Raw genomic sequence first — 25,568 nt, forward strand, 5'->3', positions numbered from 1 at the left:
GGCACCGACGGCGGCGACCGCCGCGAGCTCTATCCTCCTCGAGGAGGAGGACCGGGGCGCCCTCCGGCGCGCCCGGGGTCAGCCGCGGGGCACGGCTCCCAGGAGCACGGTCCGCATCGCCAGCTGCAGGGAGTCCTGCAGCTCCAGGTGCAGCACGGCGAGTTCCGGGTCGGCCGCGTAGGCGGCGCGCACGCCGGGCGGCGGGGAGCTGTAGGGCGCCAGCGCGCCGGCCAGGACCAGCGCCTGGAAGCAGAACGCCTCGGCCGCACCGCCGAGCTCGGGCAGGTGGCGGCGCAGCAGGTCGGCCGCGGTGCTCAACCGGGTCAGGGCCGTGCGCTTGTGGCGCGTGAGCACCTCGACGGTGACGTTGCGCTCCAGGACGGCGCCCTGCGCCCCCAGCAGGTCGCACAGCACCGGCTGACCCGCCAGGGACCGGGCGAGCACCGCGGACAGCTGCTCGGCGCGCGGCACCACGGGCAGGGCCGCGTCGACCCCGGCCTCGAGGTCCTCGGTCAGCCGCGCGAGCCACTGCGCCAGGACGCGGTCCATCAGCTCCAGCAGCACGTCCTCGCGGGAGTCGAAGTAGCGCAGCACGTTGGACTTGGCCAGGCCGACGCGGCGGCTGAGCTCGTTGAGGGTGAGCTCGGCCACCGGCACCTGCTCGAGCATGGCGGCGGCGGTGTCGAGGATCGCCTGCCGCCGGATCTCGCGCTGCTCCTGGCTGCGGGCGCGCTGGAAGGTCACGCGGTGATCCTAACACTTTGCAGACCGCTGGTCTCTTGACTCCGGACCGGCGGTCTCTTAGCGTTGCCGACACAACAGACCACCGGTCTCTCCCGGTGGTCGCGCGACCGAGGAGGAGACGTGAGCATGAACTGGACGGCGGAGCAGGTCCCGGACCAGCACGGCCGGGTGGCGGTCGTGACCGGCGCCAACACCGGGTTGGGGTTCGAGACCGCCAGGGCCCTCGCCGCGCGCGGCGCCACGGTGGTGCTGGCCGTGCGCGACGTCGACAAGGGCGCACGGGCGGCGCAGCGCGTGGCCGACGACGTCGGCGGGGACGTGGCCGTGCAGCGGCTGGACCTCACCTCGCTGGGATCGGTCCGCGACGCCGCGGCCGCCCTGCGCGCCGCGCACCCGCGCATCGACCTGCTCGTCAACAACGCCGGGGTGATGTACACCCCGAAGCAGACCACCCGGGACGGTTTCGAGCTGCAGTTCGGCACCAACCACCTCGGCCACTTCGCCCTCACGGGCCTGCTGCTCGACCTCCTGCTGCCCGTTCCCGGCTCCCGGGTGGTGACGGTCAGCAGCGTCGGTCACCGCATCCGCGCCGCCGTCCACTTCGAGGACCTGCACTGGGAACGCTCGTACTCCCGGGCCGGGGCGTACGGGCAGTCCAAGCTGGCGAACCTGATGTTCACCTACGAGCTGCAGCGCCGGCTCGCGGCGCACCGGGCGAGCACCGTCGCGGTGGCCGCGCACCCGGGGGTGTCGAACACCGAGCTGGTGCGGAACTCCCCGGCCGCGTTGCGGGTCGTCTCGGACCGGGTGGCCCCCCTCATCACCCAGTCGGCGGCGATGGGCGCCCTGCCCACGCTGCGGGCGGCGACCGACCCAGCCGTCCTGGGCGGGCAGTACTACGGTCCCGGCGGGCGCGGCGAGGTCCGCGGGTACCCGCGGGTCGTCACCTCCAGCCCGCAGTCGTACGACCTCGCGGTGCAGCAGCGGCTGTGGGCGGTCTCCGAGGACCTCACGGGCGTGCGGTTCCCCGTCTGAACCCTGGCCGCCCAGGTGCGCACGTCGTCCGGGCCGGCGCGCGCGGTGGCCAGGACCTGCTCGATGCTCACGACGGCCGGTGTGCCGATCGTGCGGTGGTGCCGCTCACCGGTGCGGCGCCGCAGAACCGCGGCGCCGCACCGGGTGGGGGTGCCGGGCGCAGCGGGGCCGAGCGGTCAGCTCGCCCAGCTGTCCCGCTCCAGGACCTGGCCCGGCACGAACGCCTTGACCCGCGACTGCACCAGCACGGGCAGGTGGTCCGAGCCCGCCTGCTGCAGGGTGCGCACGCTGTGGATGTCCATCCCCTCGGAGATCGCGAAGTCGAAGTGGCCCCGGAACCGCTTGCGCACGTACGTGGGGCGGTCGCTGTGGGAGACCTGGAACCCCTGCGCGCTCAGCCGGCGGGTCAGCGAGCTGGCGAACCAGGGGTAGTTGAAGTCGCCGACGACGAGGGCGGAGCTGCCGTGCGCGGCCGCGCGGATGGCGCCGAGGGCCTCGGCGATCTGGTGCCGGCGCATCGCGTTGGACGCCGACAGCGGGGCGGTGTGGATGGAGGCCAGGGTCAGCAGGGCGCCGTCGTCGTGCAGGTCCTCGAAGCGCACGGCCAGCAACCGCTCGTGGGCGGGGGCCAGGAAGCGGTCGTGCATGGAGCGGCGCAGCGGTCGCAGCTCGTGGCCGTGCACGTGCAGCCGCTCGGGGCGGTAGTACAGCGCCAGGCCGAGCCGGTTGCGCTGGGTCGCCCCGGCCAGCACCAGCGGACCGACGCTCTCGGGCAGGCGCAGCGTGTCGCACTCCTGCAGGCACAGGGCGTCCACGTCGTGCGCCGAGACCAGGTCCGACAGCTCCAGCGTCGCACGGCCCTCGTGGAGGTTGTAGCTGATCGTCCGCAGCGCACTGCCCTCAGCGACTCCCACGCTCCGAGGGTACTGCGCCACCGCGCACCGCGCTCGGCACCGCGCCGCCCGCGCTCAGGCGGGGGTGGCCGCCACCAGGGCGTCGGCGTGACCGTGCCCCACGCCGTGCTCCTCCTGCGGGTGCTCGTCGTGGCGGTGGCCGGCGGGTGTGCTCGGACCACGGGGGTGCCGGTGCTGCCGGGGTCACCGCTGGTGCCCCGGGTGCTCCGGGGGCTGCTCGGCGCGGTCCGCGGGCGGTGCGCTCGCGGGCAGCTGGTCGAAGGCGCGCTGCACGTCGCGGTACCAGCCCAGCGACTGGCGGGGACGCCGCCAGCGGCCCTTCATCGCCTCGCGGGCCGGCTGGTGCTCGGCGTCCCCGGACCGCTCCGCCTCCTTCAGGTGGCGGTCCTGCGCCTGGATGACCTCGTCGGCGCTGCTGCCGCGGTGCTGCAGCTCGCACGGGCCCCCGAGCTGGCGGCACGTCATGGTCTTCGTGGTGGTCTGCGCGGTGCTGTTCGCGGTCGAGACGGTCTTCACGGTCGATCCTCCCCGGTGCCGGCTCCAGCGCCTCCAGCGCTCGAGCTCCACCCCTGTGACGTCCGCCGCGGCGCGGGTGTGACCACCACCCCCCTCAGGTGCGGCCGGTACCGCCGTCGCGCCGCACCAGGCGGGCCAGCAGGGCCGGCTCGGCGCGGAAGGTGATGCTCCGCACGAGGCCGTCGGAGACCTCGAAGTCGAAGAGCACCCGCGCCCGGCCGCGGTGGAACCACGCCGCGCCCGGGCGGTCCTCGAGCAGGACCGGCAGCGCGGCGTGGGCGCTGCCGTCGAAGAAGGCGGCCACCTCCTGCGCACCGTCGATGCGCTGCGGGGTGCCCAGCCGCACGGCGGCGTCGTCGGCCCTGACCCGCACGTCGGGGGCGAGCAGCTGCACGAGGCGCGCGAGGTCGCCGCCGCGGGCGGCGGCCATGAAGGCGTCGACGACCTCCCACCGGCTGGTCCGGTCCTGCGGTGCCGGCCGCCCGACCTTGGCGCGGGCCCGGGAGGCGAGCTTGCGCGCGGCGACCGGTGTGGTGCCCAGGACGGCGGCGATGGTGGCGAAGTCGACGGCGAAGCTGTCGTGCAGCACGAACGCCACGCGCTCCGGCGGGGACAGGCGCTCCAGCACCACGTGCAGGGCCGTGCCCACGCTGTCCGCCAGGACGACCTCGTCCGCCGGGTCGGGGGCGGCTCCCGCGTCGACGTGCGCGTCGACGTGCGCGTCCACGAGCGCGTCGGCGCCGGTGCCGCTCACGGGGACGGGGGTGCGCGCCCGGAGGCGGTCCAGGCACAACCGGGTGGTCACCGTCGTCAGCCACGCGGGCACGCTGTCGATGCCGCCGTCCGCCGCGTGCAGGCGCAGCCACGCCTGCTGCACGACGTCCTCGGCCTCGGCGTGGTCGCCCAGCACCCGGGTGGCCAGGCGCAGCAGGCGTGCCCGCTGCGCCTCGAACGCCTCCGTCGCCTCCACGGCGGTCCTCCCTCGCTGCTCGCCCGCTCCTGCGCGGTGCCGACGTCCTCCAGCCGCTCAGCGTCTCCAGAACAGGTGGTGGACCACCCCGCTGGGGCTGGGGACCACCTCGTGGTGGAAGCGCTCGTCGAGTTCCTCGGGGGAGCGCCACAGCCTGCTGCCCGAGCCGAGCTGCACGGGGGCCACCGCCACGTGCAGGGTGTCGACCAGGTCCGCGTCCAGGAACGCCCGGACGGTCCGCGCGCCACCGCCGAGGCGGACGTCCCGCCCGCCCGCGGCTGCGCGCGCCCGGGCCAGCACCTCGGCCAGGTCGCCGTCCACGAAGTGGAACGTGGTGCCGGCCAGCGCGAAGGAGGGGCGCAGGTGGTGCGTCAGCACGAACACGGGGGTGTGGAAGGGCGGTTCCCGGCCCCACCAGCCCAGCCAGTCGTGGTCGCGCCACGGACCGCGCTGCGGACCGAACTTGTTGCGCCCCATGATCTCCGCGCCGATGCCGTGGTGGAAGGCGCGCACCAGGTGGTCGTCCAGCCCGCGGGAACCGCCGGGTCCGGTGCGGCCGGGGAAGCTCGCCGTGGCCAGCGCCCACCCGAGCAGCTCGCGCGGGTCGGCGTGGCCGAAGGGCCGCTGCAGGCTCTGGCCCTCCCCGGCTCCGTAGCCGTCGGCCGAGACGCCGAAGTTCTGCACCCGCAACAGCTGCTGCACGTCCACTCCCCGTCGTCGAGAAACCCTCCCGGGCACCCGCCCGGGCACGTCAGCCGAGGCGTTCGGCCAGGGAGACGATGATCCCCTCCGGTCCGCGCACGTACGCCATCCGCCAGGTGTGCTGGTACTGCCCCACGCCGCCGACCAGGCCGTGGCCGTCCACGGCCAGCCGCTGCACGAGCGCGTCGAGGTCGTCGACCTCGAAGGCCACGTTGCGCAGGCCCAGTTCGGTGGCCATCGCGGTAGGCGATCCGACCTGGTGATCGGGCCGCACGAAGCTGGACAGCTCCAGCAGGGTGCCGCCCTGGGGTGCGGCGAGCACGACGATGCGGGTGCGTGCGCCGGGAATGCCGATGACGGTGTCCAGGAAGTCGCCCTGGACGTCCATCGGACCCGCTTCGACCCGCAGGCCCAGGGCGAGGAAGAAGGCGCTGACGCGCTCGAGGTCGGCGACGGTGATGCCGACGTGGTCGAAGCGCTGGATCGCTGGCACGGGGGTCCTCTCCGGTGCTCGTCGTGTGCTCGTCGTGCCGGCCCGCGCGGTCGGCCGCGACCGGCGGTGACCGGCGGCGGTCGGTGGTCGTCGCCGTCGGGGTCCTCGCAGCGCAGCACCGCCGGCACCCGCTGCCAGTTCAGCACCACACCCGGCACCTGCGCCAGGCCGGGACCCCCGGTCGTCACCGCGTCCCCGGTGCGCGAGCAGTCCGTGCGCACCACCCGCCGCCCCGGCCCGGCCCGCACGTGGGCCACCGGCACGGCCCTGGTGCGCGATCCGCGCCGGCGGGTGCCGCTGGTGGACCCGTGGGTGTCCAACGGGCTGGTCGCCGGGTGCGAGGCGCTGTCCGCTCAGCGCCCCCCGGTCCTCGTGCCCCGGCGAGAGCTCGGAGCTAGTGCGGCGCCCTGTCGTCGATCGCGCGCACCGAGCTCCGTTCGACGAGGTGGGTCGCCACCTCCAGCCGCCGCGCCGGTGCCGCCGGGTTGGCGCACCGCCAGCGCAGCAGTTCCACGGCCGCGGCACCGACCTCCTGCTTGGGCGGGGCGACGGTGGTCAGCGGGACCTCGCCCAGGCCGGCGACGACGTCGTCCCAGGAGACGACGCTCAGGTCCCGCGGCACCGACACGCCGGCGGCTTCGAACTGGGGGAGCAGGGCCAGGGCGTCGGTGTCGGAGTGCACGAGCAGGGCGGTCGCGCCGCAGCGGCGCACCGCCTCGATCGGGTCCGGCGCGTGCGCCCGGTGGTGCTGGTCCGCGCCGTCGCAGCTCAGCAGCGGCCCGGAGAGCACGGGCATGCCCAGGGACCGCTGCGCCTCCGCGAAGCACGCTCGCAGCGTGCGCGCGGTGGGGGAGTCGTCACGGCTGAACAGCAGCACCCGCTGGTGGCCGTGCGCGCGCAGGTGCGACAGCGCCTGGTGCACGCCGCTGGCGTGGTCGCTGCGGACCGCGTCGTGCGCGGCCAGCAGCGATCCCCGCGGTGCGAAACGCTCCAGCAGCACCATCGGCACCCGCGGGGCGAGGACGAGACCGAGGTCGTCGTTCACCTCGTCCATCGACTGCCACTTCGGCGCGAAGAGCAGGCCGGTGACCCCGGCGGTCGCCGCCGCTCGCTCCAGGGACCGGTGGGCGGCTCGTGCGTTCGGGGCGACGTCGAGGACGTAGCGCCCGCCCGCTTCCGTCACCGCCTGCTGCGCTCCGCGCAGGATCTCCTGCATGTAACCGCTCAACGACGAGGCGATCGCCACCACGGTCCCCGGTGCTGCCGCCTCCCGCGCCCGGGAGGCCGGCAGGACGACCCCGTACCGGCGGGTGACCCGCCCCTGCTGGGCGAGGGCTTCGACGTCGCGGCGGATCGTGACGGCGGCGGCGCCCAGCTCCACGGCCAGGTCGGCGAGCTTGGCGCTGCCCCGGGTCGAGACCAGCGTGAGGATCTGCTCGCGCCGTCGCGCCGGTCCCAGGAGGGGCACCGTCGACCTCCTCGTGCCTCGATCCGCGCCCCGAGCTCGTGCTCGCGGCGTCGACCAGTGTGCCCGCGGAGCTGGTGCCGCCACGGGCGGGTCGCGCCCGGTCGGCCGGCGCGGCGGGTGGGCCCACCCCCGGCTCAAGCGCCGTCCGCGGAGGTCATCGACCACTGCAGCTCAGCGCCCGGCTCGGCCAGGTCGATGCGCACCAGCCCGCACAGCCCGCGCCGGTTCTCGTAGCCGTGCGGCAGGTCGCCGACGCGTTCGACCGCGCCCGCGACCCTCACCCGGACCCGCTCGTCGCCCCGGGTGAGCAGCACGCCGTCGTCCAGGGGTTCGGCCGTCGTGCTCGGTCCGCTGCCGGTGTCGCGCACGTACGGCACCAGCAGCGTGCGCCAGCCCTGCCAGCCCGTCAGCTCCTCGGCCACCTCCACGCCCTCCCCGGTCAGCCGCACCGACCACCGGTGCCGCCGCCCGGCCGCGCTGGTGACGTCGCCGTCCGGCCGGCCCAGCTCGGCCTCGAAGCTCAGCTCGGCCCCCTCGCCCGTGCGCAGCGGGGCGAGCAGGCGGCGGGGCAGCGCGCACAGGGCCGTGACGGGTACCGCCCCCGGCCCGGTGCGGGTGGCCAGACCGGGCACCAGCCACGGGCCGCCGTCGACGTGGCGAGCGGCGCTGACGAACTGCAGCCGGCGACCGGAGCCGAACGTGACGTCCACCGGGCCGCTGGCGTCGTAGGTGTCGTCCGCCGCCGCGTGCACGGCCACCGAGGTGCGCCCGCGGTGGGCGGCGCCGCGGTGGGTGGGCGCACCCTCGGCCACGGCGCCGGCCGGGCGCGCGTCCAGCTCCTCGACCGTGGGGGGTTCGTCGTCGCCGAAACCCGCCGTGAGCGCACCGGCCAGGAAGGACGCGGCCAGCGGGGAGTAGTGCCCGTCGGCGGTGTAGCTCTCGTACCCGATGCGCGACTGCGGTGGCAGCACGTTCTGCACGGGGGAGAACACCCCGCCGGGGCGCTGCCACTGCGCCAGCGAGGCGTACGCGCGCCAGGCGCCCAGCCGGGCGGCCGCCAGCTCCTGCGCCGAGCCGAGCCCCAGCAGCCGGTGGGCGGTGAACAGGGCCACCTGCGCACCCAGCACCCACGTCTGCCCGGTGCTGCGGTGGCCGGAGGCCACCGACCCGTCGGAGAGCTGCATCGCCAGGCTGCGGCGCAGCCCGCGGACCAGGAAGGCCTCCAGCCGCGGGCGGTTGCGCCCGGCCCAGCCCCGCACGAGCAGGTCGACCAGGTGGGCCCGGGTGAACAGGTCGTAGGCGTTGGGCAACCCGTGCTCGGTGTACATCCCCAGCTCGAGGTCGAAGCCGGTCCCCGCACCGGCGAAGAAGACGTCCAGCCAGGCGTCGAACTGCTCGGGCCCGGTGGGGGAGAGTCCGGCGCGCACGCGCAGCCACTCCCCGCTCATCCACACCGCGGCCCAGTTCGACGGCGGCCGCGAGCGGAAGGAGGCCGCCACGTCGACCCCGGCGATGTGCTCGCGCAGCGCCGGGTCCAGCGGCTCGCCGAGCTCGCTCAGCGCCAGGTGCGTCTTCAGCAGCGGCGGCCAGGTGAAGTCGCGGTGGTTCAGCCGGCCGGCCACGCTGGCGGTGCGGCGATCGAAGCTCGAGGCGTGCGGCTCGGCGGCGGGGTCGGCGGTGTGGGCCAGCGCCGCGGTCAGGGCGCGGACGGCCCGTCCGCGCTGGAGCGCGCGGTCGGCGGTGCCCGGCAGCCCGGCGAGCACCGCGCAGCACCACGCGTGGTAGGCGGTGCCGTACTGGGTCTGGGTGCCGAAGACGGGGTCGTGCAGGGTGCCGTCCCGCTGGAGGTGCGGCGACCAGGAGGTCACCGCCGCCTCCAGCAGCTGCGCGGGGTGGGGCAGGTCGTTCACGCGCCGGTGCCCCCCGCGGCCTGCAGCGCGTCCTGGTACTCGGTGCGCATGGCGTCGCCCACGGCGCTGCGCCAGGTGGAGACCAGCGTCTTCAGCTCCGAGAACGGCCGGCGCTCCTGCACGATGTCGTTGATGCCGTCGCTGAAGCTCTTGTCGGCGGTGGCGTTCTTGCTCGCCGCGGTGTTGGAGTACAGCCCGATCACCGGGTTGGCGATCCCGGTGGGGATCTCCAGCGACTGGTACGCGTGCTGGGTGTCGGCGTCCTGCGGGCGGCCCGGGACGTAGATGTTGTACGGGCTGTCGGCCAGGTAGCGGATCGGCAGCACGGTGTTCGCGGTTCCGGTCTTGGTGAGCACCGGGTTGCCCTGGGCGTCGACGGTGTGGTCGACGCCCTCCTCGCCGTAGAGCCGGTAGCGGTACTCCTCGGTGCCGAAGGGCGCGGCGAGCCAGTTGAGCACCCGCAGGACCGTCTTGATCCTCTCGGGGTCCTCCTGCTTCTTCAGCAGGGTGATCGAGAAGTACCCGTTGCCGTAGTTCCAGTGCGCGAGCCCGCCGCCCTCGCGCTGGTGCACCGGCATCAGGCCCAGCTTGAAGTCCGGGTTTCCGGCGTTGTCGAGCACGTACTGGATCCAGCCCGGGTAGCCGTCCGCGGCGTTGATGGCGACGGTGCCGGCGTTGAACAGCTGCTTGAACGGCTGAGCCGGGTTGAAGGAGTCCGGGTGCATCACGCCCGACTTCCACATCGCGATGAGGTCCGTGACGGTCTGGGCGTACTGCTCCGTCTCGTACGTGTGCGTGAGCTTGCCGCCCTCCTCGGCCCAGATGTTCGGCTCGTCGTTCATGCGGCCGAGGATCTGGCGGGGCTGGTTGAGCAGGCCGAACGCCCAGCGCCGCTGCTTGGGGTCGGTGAGCGCCCTGGTGGTCTCCACCAGCTCCTCGTAGCTCTTCGGCTCCGGGGAGACGCCGGCGGCCTCGAAGAGGTCCTGGCGGATGAAGTGGTAGTTGCCGATCGCCCCGCGGGCGATGGGGATGCCGTAGATGCCGTCGTTGTAGACGGTCGCCTTCCAGGTGCGGGTGGGGATGTTGGCCAGGTTGGGGTACTCCTGGACCGCGTCGCCCGAGAGGTGCTCGCTGAGGTCGGTGAACTTGGCCTTGAGCAGCTGCGGCATGTTGGGCACCGGGAAGGTGCTGCCGTTGGGCGGGTTGGGCACCTGCAGCATGTCCGGCAGGTCGTCGCCGGCGATGACGGTGGGGAACTTCTGCAGGTAGTCGGCGTTGCTGACCATCTGCAACTGCAGGTCCACGCCGAGGCGCTCGTTGAGCCCGGTCCAGTAGCTGTTGCTCCCCGGGCCCGGCGGGACGGCGAAGTAGATGTTGGCCATCCCGGTCAGCGTCTCGCCGTGCCCGGGCACCTCGGGCACCGACACCGGGTTGTCCGCGGGGAAGTTGCGGAACGCGGGGTCGACGCCCTGCTCGGTGCCGGGCAGGTCCGGCTGCAGCCCGGTGTAGGGGACGTAGGTGGGCAGGGTCGCCGTGCCGCCGCCGGCCTCCGCCTCGGAGCCGCCGCCGCCGGAACAGCCCGCGAGCCCGCCCGTCCCGAGCAGGAGGGCGCTGCCTCCGGCCCCGGTGAGCAGTCGACGCCGGGTGAATGCGTTGCCTGACATGGATCCTCCTCGATCCGACTTCACGATCGGCCCTGGTTCCGGGCGGGTGGTGGGGTGGTGCGGGGCGTCAGCCCTTGACGGCGCCGATCATCACGCCCTTGGCGAAGTGGCGCTGCAGGAAGGGGTAGACCAGCAGGATCGGCACGATGGCGATCACCAGGATGGCCATCTGCAGCGGCAGTTGCGGCGGAAGCGCCTCGGTCGCGCCCTGGTCGCCGCCGATCGTCGTCTGGTTGACCACGTAGGTGCGCAGCACCAGGGCCATCGGCCACTTCTCGCTGGACTGGATGTACAGCAGCGCGTTGAAGAAGGCGTTCCAGTAGGCGACGGCGTAGAACAGCCCGATGACCGCCAGCACCGCCTTGGACAGCGGCAGGACGATCCGGAACAGGGTGGTCGCCGCACCCACCCCGTCGATCGCGGCCGACTCGAACAGCTCCTTGGGCAGTTCCTGGAAGAAGGCCCGCATGACGATGACGTTGAAGGCGTTCACCAGGACCGGCAGGATCAGCGACCACAGCGAGTCGAGCAGGTGGAACTCCTTGACCACCAGGTAGCTCGGGATCAGGCCGGGGGAGAAGAGCACGGCGCCCAGAACCAGCATGAGCATCGGCTTGGCCGCCAGGGCGCCGGGGCGCGAGAGCCAGTAGGCCAGCCCCGCGGTGGCCGCCAGCGAGAGCAGGGTGCCGACGACGGTGACGCCCACGGAGATCAGCACGGCCCGGGTGACCACGCCCCCGGACAGCACGGTCTCGTAGGCGGCGAGGCTGACGCCGCGCGGCCACATCACCATCCCGCCGCCGGAGTCGTTGATGGTCTGCTGGTCGGCCAGCGAGGTCGCGATGACCGACCAGAAGGGGATGACGACGAGCAGGACCGAGATCCCCAGCGCGACGGCCTTGGCCACCTGGGTGAGGGCCCTCGGCTTCTCCATCCACGGCGGCCGCTTGCCGTCCGCCCGGAACGACTGGACGGTGTCGTCCCCGATGGTCGCGTTCTCGACGGTGGTCACTTCTCGTACACCCCTCTCTCGCCGAACACGTGCGCCAGCTTGTTCGCCCCGACCACCAGCAGGACGCCGACGAGCCCCTTGATCAGGCCGGCGGCCGCCGAGGTTCCCCAGTTCCCGCCGAGGATGCCGTTGTTGTAGACCCAGGTGTCGAGCACCTCGCTGGCCTGCAGCCCGACCGGGCCCTGCTGCAGCAGGATCTGCTCGAAGCCCACGGACAGGCTGCTGCCCAGGCGCAGGATGAGCAGCAGGATGATCAGGCCCTTGAGCGCGGGCAGCGTGATGTGGAGCATCCGCTGCCGCGCATTGGCGCCGTCCACGGCCGCCGCCTCGTACTGCTCCTGGTCCACGCGGGAGATCGCGGCCAGGAAGATGATCGTGCCCCAGCCGGCGTCCTTCCAGATCGCCTGGCTGGTGATGAGGGCCTTGAACAGCTCCGGCACCCCGATGATCTGCACGATCGGCAGGTCGTTCTGCACCAGGATCGTGTTCAGCATGCCGGCGTTGCCGAGCATCTGCTGGAACAGCGCCACCACGATGACCCAGGACAGGAAGTGCGGCAGGTACAGGATCGACTGCAGCAACCGCTTGAGCCGTTCCCCGGCCAGGCTGTTCAGCACGAGGGCCAGCACGAGGGGGACCGGGAAGATCAGCACCGTCTGGATGACGGTGAGGACCACCGTGTTCCACAGCGCGTTGCGGAACTCGGGGTTGCCGTCCCACAGGAACGAGAAGTTCGACCAGCCCACCCACTCGGACTCGGTGAGGCCCAGGTACGGCTGGTAGTCCTGGAAGGCGATGACGTTGCCCAGCAGCGGGACGTAGTGGAACAGCAGCAGGGCGACGCCCCCGGGCAGGCCCAGCACCACCAGCAGGAGCTTGTCGCGCGACATGCGCGGCCGCTGCCGCCCGGGCGCCGGTGCGCGCCGGCGTGCCACCGCGACCCCCGCTGCGGGCTCGGCGGGTGCCGCCGTGCCCCCTGACTGCGCACCGACCGAGTTGACTCTCACCTTTGAGCTCCTGCCGCGTCAGCTGTTCGGAGGGTTTCCGGACGACCGGATCGAGAAGGGGGTGACGGTGCCCCCGGCGTCGGGTGCCTCGCGAGGGGATCGGTGGACCTCTGCACGGTCACCTGGAACTCGAAGCTAGCACGGTGACCCGGGTGGTGGAAGGAACGTGATCGATCGATCGACCGCTCCGGCCGGCACCGCGCCGGTCCTCCGGCGACCGCGGTCGCGAGGTGCGGGTGGTCAGCGCGCACCGTCGTGCGAGGGTTCTGCAGAACCGTTGCGCAGCAGCGGTTCCAGCGTCGATCGCGCCCACTCGTAGGAGAGCCGGTGCGACTCGTGGAGCGTCTCCACGCTGGGGTGGTCCACCTCGATCATGTAGTCGCCGTCGTAGTCCGCGGGCAGGGCCGCCAGGACCGCTGCGAGGTCGAGCACACCCCTGCCGGGTTCGGCCCACAGGCGCCCGCTGCCGGAGACGGTGCGGTAGTCACCGCCGCCGCGCGCGGCGTCCAGGTGGTCGGGGTAGACGTCCTTGAGGTGGATCCCCCCGATCCGGTCGGAGTAGCGCTCGATGAGGGCCACCGGGTCCGCCCCCGCCCAGCGCAGGTGGCCGGTGTCCGGCCCGAAGCCGATGAGGTCCGCGCCCAGGGTGTCCAGCAACCTCGTCACCTCCTCCTCCGTCTCGAAGACCCCGCCGACGTGGGAGTGGTGCAGCGGCCGGACGCCCTCGGCGATCAGCACCTCGCACACGCGCCCCGCGTTCTCGATCGCGCGCTCCAGGCGCCCGGCGTCGAAGTCCGCGCCGACGGCCGGCGTCCGCAGGCGCGCGGGCAGCGACATCGAGGACAGCATCGCGCGGTCCATGCCGAGCTCGGCCTGCACGGCCGCGAAGCGCCGGGCCTGCTCGAGCACCTCGCCCGTGTCCACCGTCTCGTCCAGGGGGCTGCTGAACAGGCTCAGCGAGGGGCTCAGGCCGAAACCGGCGATCCAGTCGGCGTACTCGCCGGCGCTCATGCCCTCGGGCACGTCGGCCTTGACGGCGGTGAACCCGATGTCCTGCAGGTCCGCGAAGGCCTGCTCGAACACCTCGCGGGTCTTGCCGGCCCGCGCCCAGTAGGGGATGGGGTTCGCGGCGATCCGGCGGGTGGCCGGGTGCCGGGGCGTGGTCGGTGCGGTGGGTGTCGTCGGTGTCGTCGTCATGGCGTTCTCCCGGGTGGTGGGTGGTGGTGCGGCGGCCGCGCTGCCGGTGGCCGCCGGTGCTCAGCGGGTGCGGGCACCGGCGGTGGCCGGCTCGCGCAGGGGCACCGGCCTGCCCGTGCGGACGGACTCGTACAGGCCCGTGATGACGGCGACGGCGCGGCGGTTCTCCTCCAGGCCGACGCGCAGGGCCTCCTCACCGCGCAGGGCGGCCAGGAAGTTGCGGTACTGCAGCAGGTGGGCGTCGGACATGCGCCCCGGGACGCTGGTGGTGGGCGCCGGCAGCGCCCCGTCCGGACCGGCGAAGCGCTCCACCTGGTTCGTGCCGCTGCCGCGGCTGCCCATGAACGCCTCCAGCGGCTGTTCGCCGACGGGGGTGGAGTGGAAGTACACCAGGCGGTCGTCCTCGATGACGGCGCTGCCGCGGTCGCCGTGCACCTGCAGCCGCGTGCTCAGCCCGGGGTGGACGGCGGTGGAGGCGTGCAGCACGCCGAGCGCGCCCGACTCGAACCGCACGACGCCCACGGCCACGTCCTCGACCTCGATGCGCTCGTGGGCCAGGGTCCCGGTGTACCCGAACACCTCCACGGGGCGGCCCATGACGGCCACGAGCAGGTCGACGGTGTGCACGCCCTGGTTCATCAGCGCCCCGCCGCCGTCCAGCGCCCACGTCCCGCGCCACTCGCCGGAGTCGTAGTACCCCTGGCTGCGCCACCAGTCGATGGAGGCGACCCCGGAGGTCAGGCGGCCGAGCTCGCCCCGGGCCGCCGCGCCCAGGACGATCTCGCTGGAGGGGTCGAACCGGTGCTGGGAGACCACCGCGACCAGCGTGCCCGCCCGGTCGCGGGCCTCGATCAGCTCGTCGATGCGCTCCAGCGAGACCTCGGCGGGCTTCTCCACGACGACGTGCTTGCCGGCCGCCAGCGCCTGCGCGACCGCCCCGCCGTGCAGGCCCGTGGGGGTGCACACGACGACGACGTCGAACTCGGCGCCGGCCAGGGCCTCCTCGAGCGTGGCGTGGACCTGCCCGCCGTGCTCGGCGGCCAGGGCCTCGGCGCGGGGGCGGACGGGGTCGACGACCGCCGTCAGCTGCACCTGCTCACCGAGCTGGTGCAGCACGGTGCCGTGCTGCTGGGCGATGACGCCGGCGCCCAGGAGGGCGAAGCGGACTCTGCTGCTCACGGGGGGCGCTCCGATCGGGGAGGTGGTGTCCAGGACGTTCTCGGTGCGTGCGGGGGTGCTGCCAGGGGTGTTGGGGCTGCTCACGCGCTGCGCTCCATCGCGGCGCGGGTGACCGGGTGCGCGAAGGGCCGCCCGGCCGCGAAGCGCTCCACCTCGCCCGCGGCGCAGTCGGTCAGCCGGCGCAGCTCGTTGCCGGCCGAACCGGCCACGTGCGGGGTGAGCAGGACGTTGGGGCACTGCCACAGCGGGTGCTGCGCGGGCAGGGGCTCGGGGTCGGTGACGTCCAGGACGGCGTGCAGGCGCCCGGAGAGCAGTTCCGCGGTCAGGGCCTCGGCGTCCACCACGGCCCCGCGGGCGGTGTTCACCAGGGTGGCGCCGTCGCGCATCCGCGCCAGCAGGGCGGCGTCCACCAGACCGCGGGTCTCCGGCAGCAGCGGCGTGTGCACGGTCAGCACGTCGCTGCGCTCGAACAGCTCGGCCAGGCCGACCGGTTCGGCCCCCAGCGCGCGGACCGCCGCGTCGGGCACGTAGGGGTCGTGCAGGAGCACCCGCACGTCGTGCGGGCGCAGCAGGTGGACCACGCGCCGCCCCACCAGGGAGGCGGACAGCACGCCGACGGTGCTGCCGTAGTTGCCGCCGGCATCGCTGACCACCGTCGCCGCGTGGTCCCGGGCGCGCCGGTAGGCCTCGGCGGAGGCGAGGACCCGCTTGCCGGCCAGCAGCACCACCGCCAGCGTGTACTCCGCGACGGGGACGGCGTTCGCGGCGGCCGCGGAGGAGACGGCGATGCCCCGCTCCCACACCGCGGACGTCACGTGCGAGCGCACCGACCCGGCCGTGTGCACGACGGCGCGCAGGTGCGGGGCGCCCGCGACGACCTGCGCGGTCAGCGGCGGGCACCCCCAGCCGGTGACCAGCACGTCGACGTCCGCCAGCACCCGCCGCGCCGAGGGCGACTCGAAGTCCTCCAGGACGCCGGGCACCACGTCGGCCACCGCGGACAGCCGCTGCACGAAACCCTCGTCGACGACGCGGCGACGGGCCGGGCCGCCCATCGCCAGGGCCAGGCACGGACCGCTCACGCCGTGCTCGCAGCGGGCGGGCGGGGCGGCGGGGGTGGGCACGGGAACGGGCGGGACCTCACGGGAACTCCTCGTCGGGCGTGGGTGGTCGTCGGTGGGACCGGGGCGCCTGCGGCCTCCCCGGCCGCCGCCCCGGCACTGCGGGCCCGCTGCTGCGCGTCAGGGGTGCAGCTGCAGCGCGGGTTCGGGCCGGTGCACGCCCCGCGGGCGGTACCCCAGCAGGTCCGAGAGGCCGGCGGTGTCGGCGAGCAGCCAGGTGAGGGCCAGCCACATCTCGGTGCCCTGCAGGCCCGGGGTGCGCCCGGCGCGGAAGGCGAAACCGAGCCCCTCGCGCCAGTGCCCCAGGGCGTCGGCCAGCAGCCGGCGCGCCAGCGCCACCACCTCCTCGCGGCGGTGGGCGCTCTGCCGGCCGGCCAGCCACAGCGGGTGCGCCACGTCCAGGACGTTGCAGGCGTTCTGCTGCCCGGGGGCGAACCAGCGCGGGTCGGCCGCGTGCGCGAGCACCGTGTCCACGACCCGTTCGGGCAGGGGCAGGGGCACGTCGAACTGCGCGTAGGTGCCGCGGGAGGCGCGGTAGAAGCCGTTGACGACCTCCAGCGGGCCCTCTCCCGGCGCCGGTGCCCCCCACGCGCCGGTGCGCGGGTCCACCCGGGTGCCCAGCCAGCCGAACAGGGCCTGCAGGGTGCCGGGCACGCCGGGGGCGCCGAGGTCGAGGTTGAAGCGGAAGGCGGTGCCCACCGCGTCCACCCACGCCCCCGAGCGCCAGGCGCGCCCGCGCCAGGGCAGGGCCTCCAGCGCGGCCACGAGCGTGGCGGCGTCCATCTCGGCCACCACCCGCACGGGGTGCTCGAAGCGGGAGCCGTGCACGTCGAGGGCGTACCCGACGCACAGGACGTGGTAGGCGGCCTCGCCGTCGGTGAGGTCCGCCGGGGCGGCGACCGGCCGGCCGGTCGCGTCGAAGGGCGGCACCAGGCCGGTGCGCTCGTCCTGCAGGGCCCGCAGCCGCGCGAGCTGCTCCTGCGCCGGCAGCTGCGGCGGGGCGGTGCCCAGCAGCAGGTCGGCGACCTCCAGGGCGTCGCACTGCGCGCGCACGCTCGGCGCGGCGCCGGGGGTGTCGGTGAACTGCCCGCCCGGCAGGTGCGGGTCCCAGCAGCGGGCGAGCACGTCGCCGGCCTGCTCGCGCGCGCGGGTGGCGAAGGCGGCCACCCGCCCGGCCAGCTCGTCACCGCCGGCCGGGACGGCGGCGGTGGAGGCCGGGACGGCGGTGGTGGAGGCCGGGACGGCGGTGGTGGAGGTGGCCGGGGGGACCCGCCAGCGCAGCACGCGGGCGGGGTTGCCCGCGACGACGGCGCCGGCGGGCACGTCCTTGGGCACCACCGCGCCGGCCGCCACGACGGCGTGGTCACCGATGCGCACGCCGTCGAGGACGACGACGTGGGAGCCGATCCAGACGTCGTCGCCGACCGTGATGCCCTTCGAGGTCAGCGGCTGGCGGTGCACCTCGGTGCCCGGGGCCGTGCCGTGGTTGAAGGCCAGCAGGGAGGTGTGCGCGCCGACGCGGACCGCGTCGCCCAGCCGCACCCGCCCGCGCACCACCGTGAAGGCGTTGACGGTGCAGTCGCGCCCCGTGACGACCTCCCCCGTGACGTAGGTGTGCGCGGCGAGGTAGCTGCGCTCGCCCAGCACCAGCCGGTCGGCCTGGACCGCGGCCAGCTCGCTGACGAAGCACCCGCGCCCGAGGGACCACTGCGCGTGCTCGGCGCTCGCGCGCCGCTGCAGCTGCAGCTGCCGCTCCTGCTCGCCGGCGGAGGCGGTGCTCCAGAACCCCCACGGCGAGTAGTCGTGGTGGTGCTCGTCGAAGACCCGCGCCGCGACGGGCGCGTCGGCGCCGTCGAGGTCCGTGCCGGGTGCGGGGGGGCTGGTGGTCACGCGGGCTCCCGAGGGAGATCACGGCGCCTCGTCGTCGGGGCGGCCTGGTCGCCACACCGTGTCGAACCGCTCCACCACGGGTCAAGAGCGTTCGCTCGAACCTGATCGATCGATCACCCGCACCCCGTCGCCGGCCGCGCGCACCGCCGGCCTTCCCCTGGTGGTTGCCGGGCCCTACGATCTGCTGCGACCCTCGAGCGGGCGGGTCGTGCCCCTGCACCCCGCGTTCGCCCCCCTCAGCCGCCCCACCGGGCCGATCAGCGCCGCGCTGGTGCCGAGTTCCAGCCGCGAGCAGGGAGAGAACCCGTGAGCACCTCCGACGGCGGCACCTACGCCCCCGCCCCCCTGCCCGACCCCGTCGTCGAGCCCGGGGAGTTCACCTTCGCGGCGATCGGCCTGGACCACGGCCACATCCACGGCATGTGCCAGGGCCTCACCGGGGCCGGTGCCACGCTGACGTGGGTGTACGACCCCGACCCGGTCAAGGTCGAGCGCTTCCGAGAGCAGTTCCCCCAGGTGCGCGTCGCGCGCTCCGAGGAGGAGGTCCTGGACGACCCGCAGGTGCACCTGGTGGCCGCGGCCGCGGTGACCAGCCAGCGGTGCGCGCTCGGGGTGCGGGTGATGGAGGCGGGCAAGGACTACTTCACCGACAAGGCCCCGCTGACCACCCTGGAGCAGCTCGCCGCGGCGCGCGGGGCCGTGCAGCGCACCGGGCGCAAGTACGCCGTCTACTACTCCGAGCGCGTGCACGTCGAGACGGCCGTCTTCGCCGGTCAGCTCATCGAGCAGGGCGCCATCGGCAGGGTCGTCCAGGTCGTCGGTTTCGGCCCGCACCGGCTCAACGCGGCCAGCCGGCCGGCGTGGTTCTTCGAGAGGGACAAGTACGGCGGCATCCTCACCGACATCGGCAGCCACAACGTCGACCAGATCCTGCACTACACCGGAGCCACCGACGCCCGGGTCGTCAACAGCCAGATCGCGAACTACGCCAACCCCGATCACCCCGAGCTCGACGACTTCGGCGACGCCAACCTGGTGACCGACACCGGCGCCACCGGGTACTTCCGCTGCGACTGGTTCACCCCGGACGGGCTGCAGACCTGGGGCGACGGGCGGACCTTCGTCCTGGGCACCGAGGGGTTCATCGAGCAGCGCAAGTACGTCAACATCGGCACCGACGACGGGCCGGGCCACCTGTTCCTCGTCAACGGGCAGCAGGAGACCCACTTCCAGGTCACCGGCAAGGTGGGCTACCCGTTCTTCGGGCAGCTCGTGCAGGACTGCCTGGCGCGCACCGAGACGGCGATGACCCAGGAGCACGCCTTCAAGGCCGCCGAGCTCGCGATCCGCGCCCAGGACCAGGCGACCGACCTGTCCCCGAACCCGCGGGGGCGCTGACCCCCCGCGCCTCGGCGGCACGGCTCAGCGCTCCAGAGCGGTCGCCCACGCCTCCGTGGAGGTGAGGACCGCCCGTCCCTCGCTGAGCGACGCACCGATCGCCAGCCCGAGCAGGTGGTCCTGGGCCGCCTCGGCCAGCGGGTACGGCCCCGGCCCTTCGCCGCGGGCCCACGCGGCGCACCGCTGCAGCAGCGTGGCGACGGCGATCTCCTCGTCGGACAGCCGGGCGCCCACGAAGGGGTTGCGGAAGAGGACCCGCCCCTCCAGGGAGAGCTGGTCCAGGTCCGCCCCCTGGACGTCCTGGTGGTGCCCGGTCTGGCGGCGCTCGATCGAGGACGCCAGCACCGTCACCGGGTCGGCCAGGCGCACCAGGCGGTCGTCGACGAGCTCACCGGCGCTGCCGCGCACGACCATCCGCCGCGCGCGCAGCGGGTTGCGGGTCTGCGTCTCGGTGAAGTCGTACAGCGCGCTGCGCCCGTCGCCGAAGTCGAAGGTCGCCACCGTCGTGACCTGCGGGCGCGGGTCCGCGCTGCCGGTCCAGCCGGCGCGGGAGATCGGGTCCGCCAGCGGTGCGCTCGTGGCGCTGGCGAGCACGCGCGCCGGTCGTGCGCCCACGCCCAGCAGCCCGCGCACCATCGAGGTGGCGTGGTACAGCTGCGTGGAGGAGACCTGCACCGAGGTCGGCACCCCCAGCAGCCCGAGGCGGACCACCTCGGCGCGGGCGGCGTTGTGCGGGGAGAGCAGGTACTGCTCGGCCACCTGGACGCGCCCGGACGGCCCCACCGCCCCCCACAGCGCGCGCAGCCCGGCCAGGTCGGCGGCCGGGGGGGTCTCCGTCAGCACCGCCGCACCCCGCTCCAGCAGCTCCAGCACCAGCGCGGGAGCGGCCGGAGCCGGCAGCGACACCACGACCAGGTCCGGCGCCGTGCGCAGCAGCGCGGCGACGTCGCGGTGGACCGGCAACCCGCGCTGCGCCACCGCCGCCGCCGTGGCCGCGCTGCGGGCCAGCACCCCGCTCACCTCGAACAGCTCCGGCAGCCGGCGCACGAGGTCCAGGTGCAGACCCGCCCGGAAACCGCCGCCGGTGAGGGCCAGGCGCGCCGGGCGCGCGGGACGGGTGGCGCTCGCGTGGTCGTTCACCTGCGCGACGCTAGCCCCCGCCCGCCCCCGCGGCCCGCAGCGCGGCCGAGGGGACCGGCCGCCGGGCGGTTCAGGTGCGCGGGCGGTCCGGGTGCGCGGGCGGGGCGGTGGTGCTCTCGCGCACGACGAGCTCGATGGCCAGGTCGATGCGCAGGTTCGTGGGGACCTCCCCGCGGGCGAGGGTGAGCACCATGCGCGCCGCGGTGGCGGCCATCTCCCGCAGCGGCTGGCGCACCGTGGTGAGCGCGGGGCCGATCCACTCGGTGACGGGCAGGTCGTCGTAGCCGACGACCGAGAGGTCCTCCGGCACCCGCAGCCCGAGCTCGCGCGCCACCCGCAGCACCCCGAGGGCCTGGAAGTCGCTGCCGGCGAAGACGGCCGTGGGCCGGTCGGGCCGCTCCAGCAGCTCCCGGCCGTGGGTGTAGCCGCCGTTGACGTGGAAGTCGCCGTAGCGCACCAGGGAGGGGTCCACCGCGATGCCGGCCTCGTCGAGGGCGCTGCGGTAGCCGTCGACGCGCGCGCGGCTGCACAGCACGTCGGCGGGACCGGAGACCACCGCGATGCGCCGGTGCCCCAGCGCCAGCAGGTGCCGGGTCGCCACGAGCCCGCCGTTCCAGTTCGCCGAGCCCACCACGGGCACGTCCGCCGGTGGTTCCCCGGCGGTGTCGACGACGACGAAGGGGATGGAGCGCGCCTCCAGCTGCCTGCGCTGGACGGGGTCCACGCTCGTCAGCACGAGGATCATGCCGAGCGGCTGGCGGGCCAGGACGTCGTCGAGCCACTCCTGCCGGGGGCGGTGCGCGCCGCCGAGCTCGGAGAGCACGATGGCGACGCGCTCGGGACCGGCGACCGCCTCGACGCCCTTGATGATCTCCTCGCCCCAGGTGGAGAACTCGTGGAAGACCAGCTCGACCAGGCGCGGCGCGGTGGCGGGGCGCCGGCGGCGGCGCTGGTAGGAGTGGCGCTCGATCGCGGCCTCGATGCGGGTGCGCGTGGCCGCGGCGACGTCGCTGCGGCCGTTGAGGACCTTGGAGACGGTCGCGATCGACACACCCGCCTCCGCGGCGATCGCGGAGATGGTGGTCCGTGCGGTGTCGGTCGACATGCTGCACTCCGGGCGGTGTCGAAACTTTCGCACCAACCTAGCAGGACGTCGTCCTGCTGGCGACGCTGACGCGAGAGTTTCGACCCGGGCGGTGCCGCACCACGCCGGCCGGTGCACAGGCAAGCGGTATCCCGGATCGCATCACGGTGCTGTCTCGATCGGGCGCCCCGCCGCGCGAGCGGTTGACCTGGCGCGATGACGTCCCTAGTGTCCCGTCTCGTATCGACGGAGCGGTCGAAAGTATCGCCCCCACGCTGAGGTGGGACGGAGGTCAGGTCGTGGCAGCAACCCCAGACGAGGGGCCCGGGCACGACGGTCGGCGGGAGGCGCAGGGCGTCCCCGCCGCACCGTGGCAGGACGTGGGCGGCGGCACCGCCGAGCACGCGGATCACCCGGTGGCGCGGACGCCCACCCGTTCGCAGCCAGAGGGGGTCACCGCGTGAGCACCGCCTCCCCGACCGGGACCACCGCCGGCGCGGGGCTCGCCGCGCCCGAGGCGCTGGCCGCGGCCCGCAAGGGACCGCGCGTCCGCCCGCCGCGCAGGACCTGGCGCCAGGCCCTGCGCCGGGACTGGCGCCTGTACACCTTCGTGGCGCTGCCGCTGCTGTTCTTCCTCGTCTTCCGCTACGTCCCGATGATCGGCAACGTCATCGCGTTCCGGCGCTTCCGCCCGGGTGGCAGCATCCTCGGCGAGGAGTGGGTGGGCCTGCGCTACGTAGAGCTGTTCATCAACGACCCGGCGTTCTGGAACGTCTTCAAGAACACCCTGTTCCTCGGGGTGCTCACGCTGGTCGTCGCGTTCCCGCTGCCCATCGTGCTCGCCCTGCTGCTCAACGAGCTGCGGTCCAGGCGGTTCAAGCGGTTCGTGCAGACGGTGTCCTACCTGCCGCACTTCATGTCGATCGTCATCATCGCCGGCATGGTGCTGCAGATCATGTCCGTCCAGGGCACGGCCAACCAGATCCTGCGGGCCCTGGGCGCCGACACCGTCCCGTTCATGCAGCGGGCCGAGTGGTTCCCCGTCGTCTACGTCGGCTCCGAGGTGTGGCAGACGGTGGGCTGGGGCACGATCCTCTACCTCGCCGCGCTCACCCAGATCGACGAGAACCTCTACGAGGCCGCGCGCATCGACGGGGCCAACCGCTGGAAGCAGACCCTGCACGTCACGCTGCCCGGCATCCGCCCGACGATGGTCACCCTCCTGATCCTCAACATCGGGACGTTCATGGCCGTCGGGTTCGAGAAGATCCTGCTGCTGTACAACCCCCTGCTGTACCCCAGCGCCGACGTCATCTCCACGTACCTGTACCGCGTCGGCATCCTCTCCAGCAACTTCTCCTACGCCGCGGCCATCGGCCTCTTCGAGGCGCTCATCGGCCTGACGCTGATCCTGTCCGCCAACGCGATCTCGCGCCGAGCAGTGGGGACGAGCCTGTGGTGACCGCCGACCCGAGCACCGCGACCCGCCGCCTGGGCCGCCCACCGGCCGCCCGCGGCATCCAGGAGTCGCGCACCTACCGCGCGTTCCGCGTCGTCAACGCGATCGTCCTGCTCGGCGTCGTCGCGGTGACCCTGTACCCGTTCGTCAACATCGTCGCCCAGTCGTTCTCCTCCGAGGGCGCCATCAGCTCCGGCCAGGTGAACCTGTGGCCGCGCGGCTTCAACGTGGACACCTACCGGGTCGTCCTGGGCGACGACATGTTCTGGACCAACTACAAGAACACCGTGGTCTACACCGTGGTCGCCACAGCGGTCTCGATGGTCCTTACCACCTCCTTCGCCTACGCGATCTCCAAGAAGCACCTCAAGGGCCGCACCGTCCTCATCGGCATCGCGGTCTTCACGATGTTCTTCAACGGCGGGCTCATCCCCAACTACGTGCTCATCAACGAGCTCGGCATGAAGAACACGATGTGGGCCATCGTGCTGCCCAACGCGATCAGCGTCTTCAACCTGCTGGTCATGAAGGCCTTCTTCGAGAACCTGCCCGAGGAGCTGGAGGAGGCCGCCGCGATCGACGGCCTGACGACGTACGGGACCTTCTTCCGGATCGTCCTGCCGCTGAGCAAGGCGGTGCTGGCGACCATGGTCCTCTTCTACGCCGTGTCGTTCTGGAATTCGTGGTTCTCCGCCTTCCTCTTCCTGGACCGGGCGGAGCTGTACCCGGTGACCGTCTACCTCCGCAACATGATCGCCGGCGCCTCGACGGCGACGTCGATCGGCGGGGGCGCCGGTGAGCTCGCGCAGGTCGCCGCCAACATCCAGGCCGTGACGATGGTGCTCACCGTCCTGCCCATCGTCACCCTCTACCCGTTCATCCAGAAGTACTTCGTGTCGGGCGTGATGCTCGGCGCCGTCAAGGGCTGACCGCGCCGCACCACCCGACCTCCCCGAACACCGGTGAAGCTCAGGAAGGGAACACGATGATCATCAAGAGGCGGAGCACCATCGGCGTGGCCGCGGCCATGTGCCTGGCCGTGAGCCTCGGCGCCTGCTCCGGCGACGACAGCGGCGAGCAGGCCGAGGAGGTCATCTCCGAGAAGAACGTCGGCGCCATGCAGGAGTACGGCGTCGGCGACACCTTCAAGGCGACCGAGCCGGTGTCCTTCTCCCTGCTCTACCGCGACCACCCGAACTACCCGAACAACCCCGACTGGCTCTTCTACAAGACGCTCGCCGAGCAGCACGGCGTCACCCTGGAGCCCACCCTGGCCCCGCTCAGCGACTGGGAGCAGCGCCGGAGCCTGGTCATCGGCGCCGGCGACGCGCCGGACTTCATCCCCGTGACGTACCCGGGGGCGGAGACCCCGTACGTGGCCTCCGGAGCCATCCTGGCCGTGAGCGACTACCTCGACCTCATGCCCAACTTCCAGGACAAGGTCGCCAAGTGGGGGCTGGAGGACGAGATCGACACCCTGCGCCAGGAGGACGGCAAGTTCTACCTGCTGCCCGGGCTGCTGGAGAACCTGCGCCCCGACTACACGCCGGCCCTGCGCACCGACGTCCTGCAGGAGCTCGGCCTGCAGCAGCCCACCACCTGGGACGAGTTCCGCGACGTGCTGCGGGCGATCAAGCAGGCGCACCCGGACGCCTACCCCTTCTCCGACCGCTGGGAGGGCAACGCGCTGCTCAACTACGTCGACGCCCCCTTCGGCACCGCGGCGGGGGAGTGGGGCTTCGGCCAGGGCCTGACGTGGGACGAGGACGCCGGGGAGTACGTCTTCACGGCCACGACGGACGAGTACAAGGCCATGGTCGAGTACCTGCGCGGCCTGGTCGCCGAGGGCCTGATGGACCCCGAGAGCTTCACCCAGACCGACGAGGCGGCCCTGGCCAAGCTCGCCAACGAGGAGTCCTACGGCATCAGCACCAACTCCCAGGAGGTGCTCAGCGCGCGCACGGCCCTGGACCAGACGCTCGGCGCCGGCAACTACGGCCTGTCGAAGATCGTCCTGCCCGCGGGCCCCGCGGGGAACGTCGTCGGCGGCACCCAGCTGGAGAACGGCCTCATGATCTCCTCCGACGCGGTGGAGAACGACGACTTCGTCGCGATGATGCAGTTCATCGACTGGCTGTACTACTCCGACGAGGGCCTGGAGTTCGCCAAGTGGGGCGTGGAGGGCACGACCTACGACGTCGTCGACGGCAAGCGCGCCCCGGCCGCGGACGTCACCTTCACCGGCCTGAACCCCGGCGCGCCGAAGGCCATGCAGAAGGACTTCGGCTTCTTCAACGGCGTCTACCTGTTCGCCTCCGGCTCCACCCAGGACCTGGTGCTGTCCAACCTCTACGAGGAGGAGGCCACCTGGCAGCAGGCGATGGCGCAGAAGGACCCCGAGCCGGTCGCCCCGCCGGCCCCGCTGAGCGAGGGTGAGCGCGAGCAGGCCTCGCTGTACCAGACGGCGCTGACCGACCTCACCCTGCAGGCCACCCTGCAGTTCATCCTCGGTCAGCGCGACACCGCCGACTGGGACGCCTTCCAGGCGGAGCTGGAGGCGGCCAACGTGGGCGCGTACGTGGACCTCGTCAACGCCGCCCAGCAGCGGTACGCCGAGAAGAACGGCTGATCCCCGGCCCGGCCCGGCGGCACCCCCGGGTGCCGC

General features: G+C 73.5%; 22 protein-coding genes. 5 read left to right on the forward strand and 17 right to left on the reverse strand.

What is annotated here, in order from left to right:
- Window positions 1-78 precede the first annotated feature (78 nt).
- On the reverse strand, window positions 79-744 hold the full coding sequence (locus tag ACRYR7_RS13860) for a TetR/AcrR family transcriptional regulator (RefSeq protein ID WP_432572693.1): 666 nt from the start codon (window positions 742-744) through the stop codon (window positions 79-81).
- Window positions 745-870: 126 nt separating this feature from the next.
- Between ACRYR7_RS13860 and ACRYR7_RS13865 the strand changes: the two genes are divergently transcribed.
- Entirely contained in the window at window positions 871-1,779 is a 909-nt protein-coding gene (locus tag ACRYR7_RS13865; RefSeq protein ID WP_432572709.1) for an SDR family NAD(P)-dependent oxidoreductase, read from the forward strand.
- A gap of 176 nt (window positions 1,780-1,955) precedes the next feature.
- Here ACRYR7_RS13865 and ACRYR7_RS13870 read toward each other — a convergent pair whose 3' ends face one another.
- From ACRYR7_RS13870 to ACRYR7_RS13935, 14 genes are all read right to left on the reverse strand, one after another.
- The gene (locus ACRYR7_RS13870; protein ID WP_432572694.1) at window positions 1,956-2,693 is read right to left on the reverse strand and encodes an endonuclease/exonuclease/phosphatase family protein; all 738 of its coding nucleotides are present in this window, start codon (window positions 2,691-2,693) and stop codon (window positions 1,956-1,958) included.
- Between the two features lie 183 nt (window positions 2,694-2,876).
- The gene (locus ACRYR7_RS13875) at window positions 2,877-3,158 is read right to left on the reverse strand and encodes a hypothetical protein (RefSeq protein WP_432572710.1); all 282 of its coding nucleotides are present in this window, start codon (window positions 3,156-3,158) and stop codon (window positions 2,877-2,879) included.
- A gap of 145 nt (window positions 3,159-3,303) precedes the next feature.
- On the reverse strand, window positions 3,304-4,179 hold the full coding sequence (locus ACRYR7_RS13880) for a sigma-70 family RNA polymerase sigma factor (protein WP_432572695.1): 876 nt from the start codon (window positions 4,177-4,179) through the stop codon (window positions 3,304-3,306).
- Between the two features lie 57 nt (window positions 4,180-4,236).
- Entirely contained in the window at window positions 4,237-4,881 is a 645-nt protein-coding gene (locus ACRYR7_RS13885) for a dihydrofolate reductase family protein (RefSeq protein WP_432572696.1), read from the reverse strand.
- A gap of 49 nt (window positions 4,882-4,930) precedes the next feature.
- Complete coding sequence (locus tag ACRYR7_RS13890; protein WP_432572697.1) at window positions 4,931-5,374, reverse strand: VOC family protein; 444 nt, start codon at window positions 5,372-5,374, stop codon at window positions 4,931-4,933.
- 394 nt (window positions 5,375-5,768) lie between these two features.
- Window positions 5,769-6,842: a LacI family DNA-binding transcriptional regulator gene (locus tag ACRYR7_RS13895; protein ID WP_432572698.1), complete on the reverse strand. Its 1,074-nt coding sequence runs from the start codon at window positions 6,840-6,842 to the stop codon at window positions 5,769-5,771.
- Between the two features lie 134 nt (window positions 6,843-6,976).
- Window positions 6,977-8,752, reverse strand: coding sequence for a hypothetical protein (locus tag ACRYR7_RS13900; RefSeq protein ID WP_432572699.1), 1,776 nt, complete (start codon window positions 8,750-8,752; stop codon window positions 6,977-6,979).
- Window positions 8,749-10,416 carry a type 2 periplasmic-binding domain-containing protein gene (locus tag ACRYR7_RS13905; protein WP_432572700.1) on the reverse strand — a complete coding sequence of 556 codons (1,668 nt, stop codon included), beginning with the start codon at window positions 10,414-10,416 and terminating at the stop codon, window positions 8,749-8,751. The genes ACRYR7_RS13900 and ACRYR7_RS13905 overlap by 4 nt, the downstream gene beginning before the upstream one ends.
- A 67-nt stretch (window positions 10,417-10,483) precedes the next feature.
- Window positions 10,484-11,350 carry a carbohydrate ABC transporter permease gene (locus ACRYR7_RS13910; protein WP_432572711.1) on the reverse strand — a complete coding sequence of 289 codons (867 nt, stop codon included), beginning with the start codon at window positions 11,348-11,350 and terminating at the stop codon, window positions 10,484-10,486.
- Window positions 11,351-11,424: 74 nt separating this feature from the next.
- A complete protein-coding gene (locus tag ACRYR7_RS13915) occupies window positions 11,425-12,318 on the reverse strand; it encodes an ABC transporter permease subunit (protein ID WP_432572701.1) in 894 nt (297 codons plus the stop codon).
- A gap of 357 nt (window positions 12,319-12,675) precedes the next feature.
- Complete coding sequence (locus ACRYR7_RS13920) at window positions 12,676-13,632, reverse strand: sugar phosphate isomerase/epimerase family protein (RefSeq protein ID WP_432572702.1); 957 nt, start codon at window positions 13,630-13,632, stop codon at window positions 12,676-12,678.
- 60 nt (window positions 13,633-13,692) lie between these two features.
- Window positions 13,693-14,895 carry a Gfo/Idh/MocA family protein gene (locus ACRYR7_RS13925; RefSeq protein ID WP_432572703.1) on the reverse strand — a complete coding sequence of 401 codons (1,203 nt, stop codon included), beginning with the start codon at window positions 14,893-14,895 and terminating at the stop codon, window positions 13,693-13,695.
- On the reverse strand, window positions 14,892-15,866 hold the full coding sequence (locus ACRYR7_RS13930) for a hydroxyacid dehydrogenase (protein WP_432572712.1): 975 nt from the start codon (window positions 15,864-15,866) through the stop codon (window positions 14,892-14,894). Before ACRYR7_RS13930 ends, ACRYR7_RS13925 begins: the two co-directional genes overlap by 4 nt.
- A 186-nt stretch (window positions 15,867-16,052) precedes the next feature.
- Window positions 16,053-17,822, reverse strand: coding sequence for an acyltransferase (locus tag ACRYR7_RS13935; protein WP_432572704.1), 1,770 nt, complete (start codon window positions 17,820-17,822; stop codon window positions 16,053-16,055).
- Between the two features lie 306 nt (window positions 17,823-18,128).
- Between ACRYR7_RS13935 and ACRYR7_RS13940 the strand changes: the two genes are divergently transcribed.
- The gene (locus ACRYR7_RS13940; protein WP_432572705.1) at window positions 18,129-19,220 is read left to right on the forward strand and encodes a Gfo/Idh/MocA family protein; all 1,092 of its coding nucleotides are present in this window, start codon (window positions 18,129-18,131) and stop codon (window positions 19,218-19,220) included.
- A gap of 24 nt (window positions 19,221-19,244) precedes the next feature.
- Here the strand turns inward: ACRYR7_RS13940 and ACRYR7_RS13945 are convergent, their stop codons facing one another.
- The gene (locus ACRYR7_RS13945) at window positions 19,245-20,360 is read right to left on the reverse strand and encodes a Gfo/Idh/MocA family oxidoreductase (protein ID WP_432572706.1); all 1,116 of its coding nucleotides are present in this window, start codon (window positions 20,358-20,360) and stop codon (window positions 19,245-19,247) included.
- A gap of 70 nt (window positions 20,361-20,430) precedes the next feature.
- Window positions 20,431-21,465, reverse strand: coding sequence for a LacI family DNA-binding transcriptional regulator (locus ACRYR7_RS13950; protein WP_432572707.1), 1,035 nt, complete (start codon window positions 21,463-21,465; stop codon window positions 20,431-20,433).
- Window positions 21,466-21,964: 499 nt separating this feature from the next.
- Between ACRYR7_RS13950 and ACRYR7_RS13955 the strand changes: the two genes are divergently transcribed.
- The 3 genes from ACRYR7_RS13955 to ACRYR7_RS13965 are packed head-to-tail and all read left to right on the forward strand — an operon-like array spanning window position 21,965 to window position 25,532.
- Window positions 21,965-22,906: an ABC transporter permease gene (locus ACRYR7_RS13955; protein ID WP_432572713.1), complete on the forward strand. Its 942-nt coding sequence runs from the start codon at window positions 21,965-21,967 to the stop codon at window positions 22,904-22,906.
- A gap of 29 nt (window positions 22,907-22,935) precedes the next feature.
- Window positions 22,936-23,832 carry a carbohydrate ABC transporter permease gene (locus tag ACRYR7_RS13960; protein WP_432572714.1) on the forward strand — a complete coding sequence of 299 codons (897 nt, stop codon included), beginning with the start codon at window positions 22,936-22,938 and terminating at the stop codon, window positions 23,830-23,832.
- 56 nt (window positions 23,833-23,888) lie between these two features.
- Window positions 23,889-25,532 carry an ABC transporter substrate-binding protein gene (locus tag ACRYR7_RS13965; RefSeq protein WP_432572708.1) on the forward strand — a complete coding sequence of 548 codons (1,644 nt, stop codon included), beginning with the start codon at window positions 23,889-23,891 and terminating at the stop codon, window positions 25,530-25,532.
- Window positions 25,533-25,568 lie beyond the last annotated feature (36 nt).

This window comes from Kineococcus gurbantunggutensis, assembly GCF_050871925.1.
GTDB lineage: Bacteria > Actinomycetota > Actinomycetes > Actinomycetales > Kineococcaceae > Kineococcus.